Genomic DNA, 14,066 nt, shown 5'->3' with positions numbered 1-14,066 from the left:
GAAGTCCAGGTATTTCTCCACCTGCGCCTGGATCTGGGCTACCCAGTCGGCGACGACGTCCGGGCCGTTGAGGACGCGCTCGCCGGACATCCGAGGATCACCGATCAGTCCGGTGGCGCCGCCGACCAGCCCCAGCGGAAGATGCCCGGCCGACTGGATGCGGCGCATCGTCAGGAGCAACACCAGGTTGCCGATGTGCAGGCTCCTGGCCGTCGGATCGAACCCACCGTAGAAGGTGATCGGCCCCGCTGCCATCGCGGTGGCGAGTTCGGACTCGTCGGTGGACTGCGCAATCAGACCTCGCCATCGGAGGTCGTCCAGGACGGAGGCGGAGCCGGCAGGCGCGGTGGAGTTCAGGTCGGGCACGTTCCCCATCCTCCCATCGGCCGACCACGGACCTCTCCCGCACGTGCCCACGATCCCGTGCCGCGATCGGTCCACGCCGACCGTGGGCGGGCGGACGGGTCTGCGCGGGGTGACGTCAGGAAGTCGGCCGGTTCCGGTGACGCCGCACGCCCGGCCGGAAGATCGAGACCGAGGGGGCACCGGCCTCCCAGAACCTCCACGGCTGCTCGACGCCGACATTGACCCCGACCCTGGGCCCGGTCTGCACCGACTCGGCCGGCAATCGTGCGCCGCTCCGGATCGAGATGGTGGAGCCGGGGACGCACAGATCCATGCCGTTCTGATCTGCGGCCAGTCCGAGCACCGACGCAAGGCCGGCGGGCCCCCGTGCGAGGTGCTCGACCTTCGTGCGATCCGATCGTCTCGAAGCTGCCAGTTCGTGGCCGATGACTACCTCGCCCGCGCGCAGCAGCACGGCGGAGGGCTGACCGGCCCGGCCAGCGACAACATTGGCGCACCAATGCATTCCGTAGACAAAATAGGTGTAGAGGTGCCCGGGCTCGCCGAACATCGGCAAGTTGCGTGCGGTCGTGCCCCGGTAGGCGTGCGACGCCGGGTCGTCGGCTCCGCGGTAGGCCTCGACCTCCGTCAGGCGCACGGCCACCCGACCCTCCGGAGTGTCGGACACGATCACCCGGCCCAGCAGGGTCGGAGCGAGTTGGACCGCATCACCAGCCAGCGACGACCGCGCAAGCTGTCGGCCCAGAGCAGTCACGCGGCGGGCCGACTGGCGGTGAGCCGGGCTGCATGGATCAACTTCGCAGTTTTGGGGCAGGTGGGACAGAAGTCGTCAATTTCGCCCATGCCTGCGAAGTTGATCCACGCCGCACCCGGGACCGGCCCAGCGCCGGGCGGCGGGGGCGGGGTCAGGGCCGCGCCAGCCATTCGCGGTCCGCGGCGATCACTGCCCGCAGGGCGTCCAGTTGCTCGGCGACCCGGATCGGAGCCGTCCCGCCCACCCCGTCCCGGGAGGCCATCGACCCCTCGACGGTCAACACGGCCCGCACCCCGGGGGTGAGCTCGGGCGAGATGGCGGCGAACTCTGCGTCGGTCAGCGCGTCCAGCTCGCGGTTCGTGGCCTCGGCCAGGGAGACGCACTCGCCGGCCGCCTCGTGCGCGACGCGGAACGGCACACCCTGCTTGACCAGCCACTCCGCGATGTCGGTGGCCAGCGAGAAACCGGCGCCGGCCATCGAGGTCAAACGCTCGGCGTCGAACGTCAGGGTGGCGGTGAGTCCGGTCAATGCCGGCAGCAGCACCTCCAGCTGCTCGAGCGAGTCGATCAGCGGTTCCTTGTCCTCCTGCAGGTCCCGGTTGTACGCCAGCGGAAGGCCCTTGAGGGTGGCCAGCAGACCGGTCAGGTTGCCGATCAGGCGACCCGACTTTCCGCGCGTCAGCTCCGCGATGTCCGGGTTCTTCTTCTGCGGCATGATCGAGGATCCGGTCGCGAAGGCGTCGTCCAGCCGTGCGTAGCCGAATTCTGCGGTCGTGAAGATGACGACCTCCTCGGCCCAGCGCGACAGGTCGACGCCGATCATCGCGAAGCAGAAGGCCAGCTCGGCGGCGAAGTCGCGGGAGGCGGTGCCGTCGATGGAGTTCGCCGAGGCGGAGTCGAGGCCGAGTTCCTTCGCGACCGCCTCCGGGTCGAGGCCGAGGGAGGACCCGGCCAACGCCCCCGAGCCGTAGGGGGAGACCGAGGCCCGGCGATCCCAGTCGCGGATGCGGTCGATGTCGCGCACCAGGGCCTGCGCGTGGGCCGCCAGGTGGTGCGCGAGCAGCACCGGTTGGGCGTGCTGGAAGTGCGTGCGGCCGGGCATCGCCACCCCGGCATGACGGTCGGCCTGCTGCAGGAATGCCTCCTGCAGGTCCAGCAGCAGTCGCACCACCCGGCGGGCACCGTCCCGCAGGTAAAGCCGGTACAGCGTGGCGACCTGGTCGTTGCGGGACCGGCCGGCCCGCAGCTTTCCCCCGAGTTCGCTGCCCGCACGGTCGAGCAGCCCGCGTTCGAGTGCGGTGTGGACGTCTTCGTCGTCCTCGTTCGGCGTGAACGACCCGTCGGCGACGTCGACGGAGAGCACCGTCAGCGCGGACAGCATGCCGTCCAGCTCGGCCTCGGTGAGCAGCCCGGCGTGGTGCAGCACGCGGGCGTGGGCCCTGGACCCGGAGATGTCGTACTGCGCCAGCCGCCAGTCGAACTGGGTCGACTTCGACAGCGCGGCCATCTCCGGAGACGGACCGCCGGAGAATCGGCCGCCCCAGAGTGCCACGGGTGCTTCTGAACTCACTTGCCCACTGTCCGCTCTGTCATTCGGTCGTCCATCGGTTGGTCCGGGCCAAGGATGTCAGTCCGGATGGCTCTGCGAGTAGGCCGCCAACCGCTGGCCCAGTTCCTCGCCGGACAGGCCGGCTCTGGCCACCACCAGGATGGTGTCATCCCCGGCGATGGTCCCGATGACGTCGACCAGGGCCGCGCGGTCGATCGCCGACGCAAGGAACTGTGCCGCCCCGGGCGGGGTACGCAGCACCACCAGGTTGCCGGAGGTGTCGTAGGAGAGCAGCAGTTCACTGAAAAGTCTGGCCAGGCGGGAGGTTCCACCGGCCATCGGACGAGGTGAGCCGTCCTCGGGGATGACGTAGATGGGGGCTCCGCCGTCGACGCCCCGGAGCTTGAGCGCGCCGAGCTCCTCAAGATCCCTGGACAGCGTGGCCTGGGTGGTGTGCACCCCCTCGGACTCCAGCAGCGCCATCAGCTCGCCCTGGGAGCGGATGGCGCTGTCCCGGATCAGGTCGGTGATCCGGCCGTGCCGGGCCGCCTTGGTGGCCGGGACGTTGATGGTCGTCATCAGGTTCGTCAGACCGCGGCGGCGTGGTCTGCGGCAGCGTGGCCTGCGGCGTCGGCCGCGGCCAGCCCGACCAGGAATGCCAGCAGAGCCTTCTGCGCATGCAAACGATTCTCGGCCTCGTCCCAGACGGCGGAGTGCGGTCCGTCGAGCACCTCGTCGGTGATCTCCCAGCCGCGGTGCGCCGGGAGGCAGTGGAGCACGATCGAGCCGGTGTTGGCGCTGCTCAACAGTTCTCGGTTGATCTGGTAGGGGCGGAAGGGCCCCACCCGATCGAGTCCGTCGTTCTCCTGACCCATCGAGGTCCAGGTGTCGGTCACCAGGACGTCGGCCCCGGCGACTGCGACCCCCGGGTCCGTGATCAACTCGATCGTGCCGCCGGTGAGCGCCGCGCGTTCCTTGGCCGCCAGCAGGACGTCCTGCTGCGGGTCGAACCCGACCGGGGACGAGATCCGCACGTGCAGACCGGCATTCGCGCCGCCCAGCATGAGCGAGTGCGACATGTTGTTGGCTCCGTCCCCGAGGTAGGTCAGCGTCAGACCTTTCAGGCGTCCGAACCGCTCGCGGATGGTCTGCAGGTCGGCCAGCACCTGGCAGGGGTGGAACTCATCGGTCAGCGCGTTGATCACCGGGACGGTGGAAACGCTGGCCAGGGCATTGATCCGCCGCTGCGCGAACGTCCGGATGGCGACGGCGTCGACGTAGCGCGACAGCACGCGGGACGTGTCCTCGATGGTTTCCTCCCGGCCGAGCTGCGAAGTCCGGCCGTCGACGATCACCGGTTGACCCCCGAGCTGGCTGATGCCCACCTCGAACGACAACCTGGTACGGGTGGAGTTCTTCTCGAACACGGCCGCAACCGCCTTGCCCGCGAGGGGTGTGAACCCGTACCGGTCGGCCTTGTAGGCGTCCGCCAGGTCGAGTAGGGCGATCAGCTCGGCCGGGGAGACGTCGTCGTCCCTGAGGTAGTGCCTGATCATGATTCGTCCTTCTTCGAGGCCAGAGCGGTATCCAGGATCCCCGGCAGGGCCTGGACGAACGAGTCGGCCTGCTCGGTGGTCAGGATCAGCGGCGGCGCCAGTCGCAACACGTCCGGCCCGGGTGCGTTGATGATGAAGCCGGCCTCCATGGCCGCGGCTGCTGTTTCGCCCGAGAGGTTTTCGGTCAGTACGATGCCCAGCAGGAGGCCGGCGCCGCGTACGTGGTCCACCAGCGGGTGCCCGAGATCCTCGATTGCGGTGGACAAATGCTTGCCCAGCGCGTCGACATGGTCCAGGAGCCGGTCCTTCTCGATGGTGGCCAGCACGGCGAGGGCCGCCGCCGCGCAGACCGGGTTCCCTGCGAAGGTCGAGCCGTGCTGGCCGGCCGAGAGCAGCTTCGCAGCCGGGCCGATGCCGATGACGGCGCCGATCGGCAGCCCGCCACCGAGACCCTTGGCCAGCGTGACGATGTCGGGCCGGACGCCGGCGGTCTGATGGGCAAACCACTGGCCGGTGCGGCCGATGCCGGTCTGCACCTCGTCGAGCACCAGCAGGACGCCGTGCTGCGAGGTGATCTCGCGGGCCGCGGCCAGATAGCCGTCCGGGGCCGGGATGACGCCGGCCTCACCCTGGATCGGCTCCAGGAACACCGCGGCCACGGTCTCGTCGACTACCGCGCGCAGCGCCTCGACATCGCCGTAGGGGATGAATTCCACCCCGGCCGGCATCGGCTCGAAAGGAGCGCGCTTGCCGGGCTGACCGGTGAGGGCCAGGGCTCCCATGGTGCGTCCGTGGAATCCGCCGTCGGCGGCGATCATCCGCGGGCGGCCGGTCAGCCTGGCCATCTTGAACGCGGCCTCGTTCGCCTCGGCGCCGGAGTTGCAGAACAGCGCCCGGCCGTCCTCCGGCGCGCCGACGATCCGCAGGAGTTGCTCGGCCAGTTCCAGCACCCTGGGGTGGGTGAAGAAGTTCGAGACGTGGCCCAGGGTCGCGATCTGCTCGCTGACGGCCGTCACCACCGCGGGATGCGCGTGGCCCAGCGAGTTGACCGCGATCCCGCCGAGCAGGTCGAGGTACTCCTTCCCGTCGGCGTCCTTCACCACGGCACCGAGGCCGGAGACCAACTCGACCTTCGGCACGCCGAAGTTGCTCATCATCGCTCCGGCCCACCGGTCGGCGGCCACCTGATTGCTGTTCACGACTGCTCCTCGACTGGGGTTGGTCCGGCGGCGGGGCCGGGTACGACCATGGTTCCGATTCCTTCGCTGGTGACGATCTCCAGCAGCACGGCGTGCGGCACCCGGCCGTCGATGACATGGGCCGCGGCCACTCCGCCGCGTACCGCACGGAGGCAGCCTTCCATCTTCGGCACCATGCCCGACTCCAAGGTGGGCAACATCTTCTCCAGTGCCTCGACCGAGATCCGCGACAGCAAGGAGGATCTGTCCGGCCAGTTCGCGTAGAGGCCCTCGACATCCGTCAGCACCAACAGTTTTGCGGCGCCCAGCGCAATGGCCAGCGCGGCGGCGGCCGTGTCGGCGTTGACGTTGTGGACCACACCGTGGACATCGGGGGCGACGGTGGAGATCACCGGGATGCGGCCGGCATCCAACAGGTCCAGCACCGCGGCGGGGTTGACGTCGACCACGTCGCCGACCAGCCCGATGTCGGTCTGCACGCCATCGACGGACACCGTTCGGCGGGCGGCGGTGAACAGACCTGCGTCCTCACCGGACATCCCGACCGCCAGCGGGCCGTGCTTGTTGATCAGGCCGACCAGTTCGCGCCCGACCTGGCCGACCAGCACCATCCGGACGACGTCCATCGTCTCGGGGGTGGTCACCCGGAACCCGCCCTTGAATTCACCGGTCATACCGAGACGTGTGAGCATCGAACTGATCTGGGGACCGCCGCCGTGGACGACGACCGGCCGGAGCCCGACGGTCCGCAGGAAGACCATGTCCGCGGCGAAGGCCTGCTGGAGGGACTTGTCCGTCATCGCGTTGCCGCCGTACTTGACGACCACCAGAGCTCCGGCGAACTGCTGCAGCCAGGGCAGCGCGTCCGCCAGCACCGTGGCCCTGGCGGCCGCATGGCGCAGATCGGCGACGTCGCGGGGCTCCAGATCGGCCGGTTTCAGATCGATCATGTCGAGTACGCCGAGTTCTCGTGGACGTAGGCGTGCGAGAGATCGTTGGTCAGGATCGTCGCGGTCTCGGTGCCGGCGTGCAGATCGATGACGACGTGGGCCTTTCGCGCGCTCAGGTCGACCTTGGACCTGTCCTCACCCGTGGAACCCTCGTGGCAGATCCACACGCCGTTGATGGCGACGTCGATCAGGTCGGGGTCGAAGGCCGCCCTGCTGGTGCCGACGGCGGCCAGGATGCGACCCCAGTTGGCGTCACCGCCGAAGAACGCGGTCTTCACCAGGCTGTTGCGGGCCACCACCCGGCCGACCTCCACTGCATCGTCCTCGGACGCTGCGTGCACCACCTCGATCGAGATCTCCTTGGTCGCGCCCTCGGCGTCGGCCATCAGTTGGGTGGCCAGGTCCTTGCAGACCCTTGTGACGACCGCGGTCAGCACGTCAAGGGACGGCTGCACACCGGACGCGCCGGAGGCCAGCAGCAGCACCGTGTCGTTGGTGGACATGGCACCGTCGGAGTCCAGCCGGTCGAAAGACACGCGGGTGGCAGCGCGCAGAGCCGTGTCCAGGTCGGTGTTGTCGGCGACCGCGTCGGTGGTGAGGACCACCAGCATGGTGGCCAGGGCGGGGGCCAGCATGCCGGCGCCCTTGGCCATCCCTCCGACGGTGAACCCGCCGACGCTGATGCTGACCTGCTTGGCGACGGTGTCGGTCGTCATGATCGCTGTGGCCGCCGCTTCTCCGCCGTCATCGGTGAGGGCGGCTACGGCGGCGGTGGAGCCGGCCAGGAGCTTGTCCATCGGCAGCCGCTCGCCGATCAGACCGGTGGAGCAGACGGCGATCCGGGTCGAGGACACGGCGAGGGCGGACGCGAGATGCTCGGCGGTGGCGACGGTGTCGGCATAACCCGCCGGCCCGGTACAGGCGTTCGCGCCGCCGGAGTTGAGGATGACGGCGGCCAACGCCGGAGTGAAATCGCCGGTGCCGGAGAAGATCTGCTCGCACCAGCGCACCGGGGCCGCCTTGACCCGGTTGCTCGTGAAGACACCGGCGGCGTGCTGGAGCGGCCCGTCGTTGACGACGAGGCCGACGTCGGGCGTGCCGGAGGCCTTCAGGCCGGCCGTGACACCGGCCGCCCGGAAACCCCTCGGCGAAGTGACGCCGTCGTTGCCGGGCGCCGGAACCCGGTCGGTGCCCTTGGTCTGGTCGGTGCTCACGGTCTGGTCGGTGCTCACGGTGCTACTCCCACGGTCGAAAGGCCGGTCGTCTCGGGCAGTCCGAGCGCCAGGTTGAGGCACTGCACGGCGGCGCCGCCGGTGCCCTTGGTCAGATTGTCGATCGCTGCGACGACGACCAGACGGCCGGCGCCGGCATCCACGGCCAGCTGCAGCAGCAGCGTGTTGGCCCCGAGCACCGCACTCGTCGTCGGCCACTGACCCTCCGGCAGCAGGTGCACGAAAGGTTCTTCCTGGTAGGCGCTCTCGTAGGCGGTTCGAACCTCCGCCTCGGTGACACCCGGCTTGAGCGCCGCGCTGCAGGTCGACAGGATGCCCCGCGACATCGGCACCAGCACCGGCGTGAAGGACACCCGGACCGGCGAACCAGCTGCGGCAGAAAGGTTCTGAATCATCTCCGGGGTGTGTCGATGGGTCCCACCGACTCCGTAGGCCGAGGCCGACCCGATCACCTCCGACGCCAACAGGTTGACCTTGAGGGACTTGCCCGCCCCGGAGGTCCCGGACGCGGCGACGACCACCACGTCGGTCTCGACCAGACCGGCCGCGAGGGCGGGTGCCATCGACAGGGACGCAGCGGTGGGATAGCAACCGGGCACGGCGACCCGATGGGCGCCCCCGAGTTTCGCGCGGCCGCCGGGCAACTCGGGCATCCCGTAGGGCCACTGTCCCGGATGGGCGCCACCGTAGTACTTCTCCCAGGCGGCGGGATCGGTCAGCCGGTGGTCGGCGCCGCAGTCGATGACCACCACGTCAGGACCGAGTTCGGCGGCCACCTGGTGCGAGTGGCCGTGCGGGAGCGCCAGGAACACGACGTCGTGGCCGGCCAGCGTGTCACGGTTGGTGGGCTCGAGGATGCGGTCGGCCAGCGGCCCGAGGTGGGGCTGGTGCAGGGCGACGCGGTCGCCGGCGCTCGCATTGGCCGTCAGGGCGCCGATCTCGATCCGGGGGTGGGCCAGCAGCAACCGGAGGATCTCTCCCCCGGCGTACCCACTGGCACCGGCCACGGCCGCACGGTAGATCTTCTCTGTCATGATCCACGAAACTATACACCCTCATGCATGAATATCCGCTGGCCCTGCTTGGCGTGGAGCACCCCCCTGTTCGGCGTGGTCAACCCCCTCTTCGGCGTGGATCAACATCGCAGGCATGGGCGATCTTGACTACTCCTGTCCCTCCTGTCCCAAATGGGGCACTTTGATCCATGCAGGAGGTTTGCCCGAAAGCTGATCGGCCCCCTCGAGAGACGGCTTCCTGCGCGGCATATGGTCGGAGGAGTCCCGACAACAACGAGGAGTCAACGATGACCGATCACCAACTGTCCCGGCGATCCGCCCTGGCCGGCCTCGGAGGAACCGCCGTCATCGGCGCGCTGTCCACCAGCCTGCTGACCGGACCCGAAGCATCGGCAGCCACGCCAGTCCAGACCACCGTCCCGGTGCCGGCCACCGATCCGGCCGGATCACCACCCCTGAACAAGAAGGTCGAACAACGCGTCGGCGCCCTGCTGAAGCGGATGACGCTGGCGGAGAAACTCGGCCAACTCCAGCTCGTCAACACACCGGACCTGGCCAGAAAGGCGCTGGCCACCACGCCGTGCGGAGGCGTGTTCTCGGTGATCGGAGCCGCCCAGCTGAACGCACTGCAGAAGCAGGCCGTCCAGCACACCCGGCTGGGCATCCCGCTGATCTTCGGCCTCGACGTGATCCACGGCTACACCACCAATTTCCCGATCCCGCTGGGCCAGGCCTCCAGCTTCGACCCGGCCGTGGCCGAGACCGACGCGATCGTCTCCGCGGCGGAGGCCCGCCGCAGCGGCATCAACTGGACGTACTCGCCGATGATGGACGTCACCCACGAGCCGCGGTGGGGCCGGATCGCCGAGGGCGATGGTGAAGATCCGTACCTGGCCAGCCAGATGGCGGTGGCCAAGGTCCGCGGGTACCAGGGCTCGGACTACTCGGCGCCGGACAAGGTGGCCGCCTGCGCCAAGCACTACGTGGCCTACGGCGGCACCGAGGGTGGCCGCGACTACAACACCGTCGACGTCTCGATCCAGGAACTGCACAACCACTACCTGCCGCCGTTCAAGGCCTCGGTCGCCGCCGGGGTCGCCACCCTGATGGCTTCGTTCAACACCGTCGCCGGCGTCCCGGCGCACGCAAATTCCTACACCCTTCGAAATGTGCTCAAGGATGCTTTCGATTTCAACGGATTCGTGGTCAGCGACTACACCGGAATCCAGGAACTGATCATGCACGGCGTCGCCGGTGACGGCGCCGATGCCGCGGCCGCCGGGATCACGGCCGGCGTCGACATGGAGATGGTGTCGACGAACTATGTCGATTTCGGCAAGGAACTCCTGGCCAGGGGCCGGATCTCGCAGTCCGAGATCGACGACGCAGTGCGCCGTATCCTGCGGGTGAAGTACTCCCTCGGTCTCTTCGAACACCCCTACGTCGATGAAGCCGGTGAGGTCACCGCCGTGTCTGCGGCGGCCAGGGCGAAGGCCCGCTCGACGGGCAGTCGGTCCATGGTGTTGCTCAAGAACGACCAGGCGGTGCTACCCCTGCAGAAGACCGCAAAGGTCGCCGTGATCGGGCCGTTGGCGGTCGCCACCTACGACCTGAACGGCACCTGGTCCGGGCTCGGCACCGGAGCGGGGACGACGCCACCGGTCACGGTGCTGGACGGAATCAGAGCGGCCGCCGGCAGTCCGGCGTCGGTGACCTACGCCAGGGGATGCGACATCGAGTCGGCGGACACGTCCGGGTTCGCTGCCGCGACAGCCGCGGCGGCCGCCGCGGACGTGGTGGTGCTCGCCCTGGGCGAGAGCGCGGCGATGAGTGGCGAAGCCTCGGCGCGCAGCAACATCGATCTGCCCGGGGTGCAACAGCAGCTACTCGCGTCCGTCGTCGTAGCCGGAAAGCCGGTGGTCGTCGTGCTCTTCAACGGACGGCCGTTGACGCTGCAGTCCACCCATGACACGGCCACTGCGATCCTGGAAGCCTGGGCTCCGGGCGTGGAAGCCGGGAATGCCGTCGCAGACGTACTTTTCGGCAAGGTCAATCCTGGGGGCAAGCTGCCGGTCTCCTTTCCCCGCGCCGTCGGGCAGATTCCGATCTACTACAACCACCAGAACACCGGACGGCCGGCGGATCCCAACAACAAGTACACCTCGAAATATCTGGATCTCGCGACCGGGCCTCTGTACGGCTTCGGATTCGGGCTGAGCTACACGAGTTTCACGATCAGTGCGCCGAAGCTCAGCTCCCCGCGGATGAACCGCCACGGCGGACATCTCACCGTGTCCGTCGACGTCGTCAACACCGGAGCCGTCGCCGGCGACGAGGTGGTGCAGCTGTACGTCCACGATCCGGTCGCAAGCATCGCGCAACCGGTACGGCGGCTTCGTGGGTTCCGCCGGGTCGGCCTGCAGGCGGGCCAGAGCAAGCGGGTGACCTTCACCCTGACCACCGACGACGTCGGCTTCTACGACAACCGGGCCCGCTTTTTGGTGGAGACCGGCCTTGTCGAGGTGTACGTCGGCAACAGCTCCGCTGCTGATCAGAAGGTGACGTTCACGGTGGTGTGACGGTCGTGCCGGGTCGTGGCAAGCGCCGCGACCCGGCACAGCACGGCCTGGTTCGGAACGGTGGTGGTCAGAACGGATCTGGTCAGAACGGCATGTTCAAGAACGGGGACGAATACTCGGGGTCGGCCAGGAGGGCGGCCTCGGCGTCAGCCACGTCCATCCGGTTCTGCTCGGCCGCGACGATGTGCCCCAGCAGACGGACGTCGCCCGCGGTCGGAATCCCGGTGACCTCCTGGTGATCCAGCACCCACGAGACGGCGGCACGGATCCTGACGTCGTCGTCGTACGGCTCGTACCACGTGGAATGGGTGGGATCGGTTGCCGCGGGCCAGTTCCGGCGCGACACGGTCTTGATCGTCATGAGACCGGCGTCCTGACTCTTGATCTCCGCCACCAGAGCGTCATAGCTGTTCCGGAACGTGGCATCTCGCCAGAGCACCGGGTTGAGTGGCGTCAGGACGGTGGCGAACGGGAACCGGCGCAGCGCCTCGAGATGGGTCGCAGCCGCTGCGGTCCCGTGGCCGGTGATGCCGATGGCACCGACCAGACCCTCCTGCTGGGCCTGCACCGCCGCTTCGAGCGCTCCCCCGGGACCCATTGCGCGATCCAGCGTCTCGAGATCCCCGACGGCGTGCAGCTGCAGCAGGTCGACCCGGTCGGTCTGCAATCGCTGCAGTGATGCATTGATCGACGCCCACGCCGATGCCCGGTCCCTGTCCTCCGTCTTGGTGGCCAGGAAGATGTCCTGCCGGATACGCGTCATCCACGGGCCCAGCCGCAATTCGGCATCGCCGTAGCCGGCGGCCACGTCGAAGTGGTTGATCCCGGCGTCAAGAGCCTGCTGGATCGATCTGTCGGCGGTGGCCTGGTCGACGTCACTCAGCGCGGCGGCGCCGTAGATCAGCACCGAGCTCCGGTGGCCGAGTCGTCCGAGTCTGCGTTGTTCCATCTTGTTCTCCATTCTGGTCAGGCGATGTACTGCAGCAGGGGCACGACCTGTTCGTCGTCGGTGAGCGAACCGTGCTGGCCGATGAGCTTGAGTTCGTGTGCCGCAGCGGTTCTGGAATCGACGAAGACGAACTGCTCGGCAGCGGCGATGACCACGTCACCGATCCGGCCGAGGACGCGGTCGTCCACCGGTCCGAACCAGCCCGCAGCGATGGCCTGCTCACGCGTCCGCACCCAGGCCCTGGAGCCGAAGGCATCGGTGAGCCTGGCCGCCACGCTGACGGCGGCACCGGCGGAACAATAGGCCTGGGCGAACCTGGCCTCGCCGGCCAGGACGTCGATACCTGTTTGCAGGTCACGTCTGTCGGCCAGATCGACGCGGAACCCCGGTGGGACATCCACCATTCCGTGATCTGCGCTGACGACGAGCAAGGTGCCGGTCGGGAGCAGCCGGGCCAATCGGGCGACGGCCTCGTCGACCTCCCGCAGGGTGCTGAGCCAACCCCTGCTGCGCACCCCGTTGACGTGCCCGGCCGTGTCGACCTGCCCCCAGTAGAGGTAGGCCAGACCCGGCTGCGCGAGCGCGGCGACCGCCGCGTTGACCCGGTCGTGCAGCTTTTCGAGGCCGACGAAGTTGGGCCCCCGCAACGCGGCCACCGTCAGGCCGGTGCCCTTGAACTCCGGATTGCCGATCGCCGTGCAGGCCACCCCGGCCGAGACCAGGATCTCGAAGACGGTCGGATACGGCTGCCATGCGTAGGGATCGACGGCCGGGTCCCAGCGCAGCTCGTTGAGCAGCACGCCGCGATGGGGATCCATCACCTGGTACCCGACAAGGCCGTGACGGCCGGGCGGGAGCCCGGTGCCGAACGAACCCATCGAGGTGGCCGTCGTACTCGGGCAACCCGCCCGCAGGACGGACCGCTGCAGGGAGGCCAGAAATGGTGCGTCCGAGGCATTGTCGGTGAGCAGACGGTCTCCGAGACCATCGATCAGCACCACGCAGACCCGTTCGGCGGGCGGCAGTGCGACCGACGGCAGGGAGGTCGCCACACCGAGCGATGCCGCCACCCCGGGCAACAGCGCACCCAGCGCGGACGCGTCGTAGACCGGGGCGAGGGGCGAGGTCATCGCCGGCTCCGGCATGACATGCGATCGGAGCACAACGGGCGGTGGACCGGCGTTCTCATACGCGGGACGCCGCGGTGGCTGCGGACAGGAACCTGGCGAAGGCCAGCGCGTCCGCAAGTTCGTTCTCGCCCTCTGCGTCGGCGCTGATCCGAAGGGAGAGGTCGTCCCCGGTCATCGATCCCGTGTACCCGTGGTCGGCTTCACACCCTGGATCACCGCACGTGGCCGGCTCCAGATCGAGACGCGCCACCGCCCCCCAGCCGATCGTCACGGTGACCTCGCGACCGAGGCTGCCGGCCTTGTACTTCTCGGGGTCCGGCACCACGTGGGTCACCATCACCGTCTTGACCGCGGACAGCGGAACGGACTCGCTGGTGGCGATGCCGTGCGACTGCTCGCCGTGCTCCTCGTCGCCGCCGTGATCATCGGCGTGCACGAAGATCAGCCTGGTCGGCGTCAGCGCCACCACGGACAGGTGTCGCCGGATCGTCTCCACGTCGAAGGTCGTCTCCAGATGCACCAGGTGGGTGTCGACGTGCTCGTCGGCGAGGGCGATGTCCAGGACGTCGGTGACGAAGGCCGGGTAGTAGCCCGCCTTGCGGATCTTTCGGGACAGGTCGGGTGGTAACTGCGATGCCATGGATCCATCCTGGCATCCCTACCGGCCGATCACCCAGTCCACCGACGCGAGTCGGGCTCCGGTCGGCCCGCCGGGGTCCGCCTGCCGCCGGATGTGTGGATCGACGTCCACCCGGCTGCATGGATCAACTTCCCCCTTTTGGGACG

The 14,066-nt window shown here is 68.7% G+C and carries 13 protein-coding genes (1 of these 13 only partly in view); 1 reads left to right on the top strand and 12 read right to left on the bottom strand.

Going from position 1 to position 14,066, the window contains the following annotated elements; translation table 11 throughout:
* The 9 genes from tyrS to argC all read right to left on the bottom strand — a co-directional run.
* On the bottom strand, positions 1-366 hold the beginning of the coding sequence (gene tyrS, locus H7F38_RS12195) for a tyrosine--tRNA ligase (RefSeq protein WP_255498356.1). Its footprint begins 930 nt before the window's first position; only the first 366 of its 1,296 coding nucleotides appear in the window; the start codon lies at positions 364-366; its stop codon lies off the left edge, out of view.
* Positions 367-481: 115 nt separating this feature from the next.
* Complete coding sequence (locus tag H7F38_RS12190; protein ID WP_255498355.1) at positions 482-1,120, bottom strand: DNA-3-methyladenine glycosylase; 639 nt, start codon at positions 1,118-1,120, stop codon at positions 482-484.
* Between the two features lie 151 nt (positions 1,121-1,271).
* Complete coding sequence (gene argH / locus H7F38_RS12185; RefSeq protein ID WP_222618687.1) at positions 1,272-2,627, bottom strand: argininosuccinate lyase; 1,356 nt, start codon at positions 2,625-2,627, stop codon at positions 1,272-1,274.
* Between the two features lie 120 nt (positions 2,628-2,747).
* Positions 2,748-3,248 carry an arginine repressor gene (locus H7F38_RS12180; protein WP_187094288.1) on the bottom strand — a complete coding sequence of 167 codons (501 nt, stop codon included), beginning with the start codon at positions 3,246-3,248 and terminating at the stop codon, positions 2,748-2,750.
* Positions 3,249-3,256: 8 nt separating this feature from the next.
* Positions 3,257-4,225, bottom strand: coding sequence for an ornithine carbamoyltransferase (argF, locus tag H7F38_RS12175; RefSeq protein WP_187094287.1), 969 nt, complete (start codon positions 4,223-4,225; stop codon positions 3,257-3,259).
* On the bottom strand, positions 4,222-5,382 hold the full coding sequence (locus tag H7F38_RS12170) for an acetylornithine transaminase (protein WP_187094653.1): 1,161 nt from the start codon (positions 5,380-5,382) through the stop codon (positions 4,222-4,224). The genes argF and H7F38_RS12170 overlap by 4 nt, the downstream gene beginning before the upstream one ends.
* 38 nt (positions 5,383-5,420) lie before the next feature.
* A complete protein-coding gene (gene argB / locus H7F38_RS12165; protein WP_187094286.1) occupies positions 5,421-6,374 on the bottom strand; it encodes an acetylglutamate kinase in 954 nt (317 codons plus the stop codon).
* Positions 6,371-7,588, bottom strand: coding sequence for a bifunctional glutamate N-acetyltransferase/amino-acid acetyltransferase ArgJ (argJ, locus tag H7F38_RS12160; protein ID WP_187094652.1), 1,218 nt, complete (start codon positions 7,586-7,588; stop codon positions 6,371-6,373). Before argJ ends, argB begins: the two co-directional genes overlap by 4 nt.
* Positions 7,589-7,602: 14 nt before the next feature.
* The gene (gene argC, locus H7F38_RS12155; protein ID WP_187094285.1) at positions 7,603-8,640 is read right to left on the bottom strand and encodes an N-acetyl-gamma-glutamyl-phosphate reductase; all 1,038 of its coding nucleotides are present in this window, start codon (positions 8,638-8,640) and stop codon (positions 7,603-7,605) included.
* A 269-nt stretch (positions 8,641-8,909) separates the two neighbouring features.
* On the opposite strand from argC, the gene H7F38_RS12150 reads away from it, so the two are divergent.
* A complete protein-coding gene (locus tag H7F38_RS12150; protein WP_187094284.1) occupies positions 8,910-11,201 on the top strand; it encodes a glycoside hydrolase family 3 N-terminal domain-containing protein in 2,292 nt (763 codons plus the stop codon).
* A gap of 82 nt (positions 11,202-11,283) precedes the next feature.
* Here the strand turns inward: H7F38_RS12150 and H7F38_RS12145 are convergent, their stop codons facing one another.
* Genes H7F38_RS12145 through H7F38_RS12135 form a run of 3 tightly spaced genes read right to left on the bottom strand, consistent with a single transcriptional unit; the run spans position 11,284 to position 13,920 of the window.
* Positions 11,284-12,150, bottom strand: a complete 867-nt coding sequence (locus tag H7F38_RS12145; RefSeq protein ID WP_187094283.1) for an aldo/keto reductase — start codon at positions 12,148-12,150, stop codon at positions 11,284-11,286.
* A gap of 17 nt (positions 12,151-12,167) precedes the next feature.
* Positions 12,168-13,280 (bottom strand): alkaline phosphatase family protein, encoded by a 1,113-nt coding sequence (locus tag H7F38_RS12140; RefSeq protein ID WP_187094282.1) that lies wholly within the window; start codon positions 13,278-13,280, stop codon positions 12,168-12,170.
* A 55-nt stretch (positions 13,281-13,335) separates the two neighbouring features.
* The gene (locus H7F38_RS12135; protein WP_187094281.1) at positions 13,336-13,920 is read right to left on the bottom strand and encodes a DUF5998 family protein; all 585 of its coding nucleotides are present in this window, start codon (positions 13,918-13,920) and stop codon (positions 13,336-13,338) included.
* Positions 13,921-14,066: the final 146 nt, after the last annotated feature.

The organism is Nakamurella sp. PAMC28650, assembly GCF_014303395.1.
In the GTDB taxonomy this organism is placed as follows: domain Bacteria; phylum Actinomycetota; class Actinomycetes; order Mycobacteriales; family Nakamurellaceae; genus Nakamurella.
The sequence above is the reverse complement of the archived record's forward strand: the minus strand, read 5'-3'. Positions and strand labels throughout refer to the sequence as shown.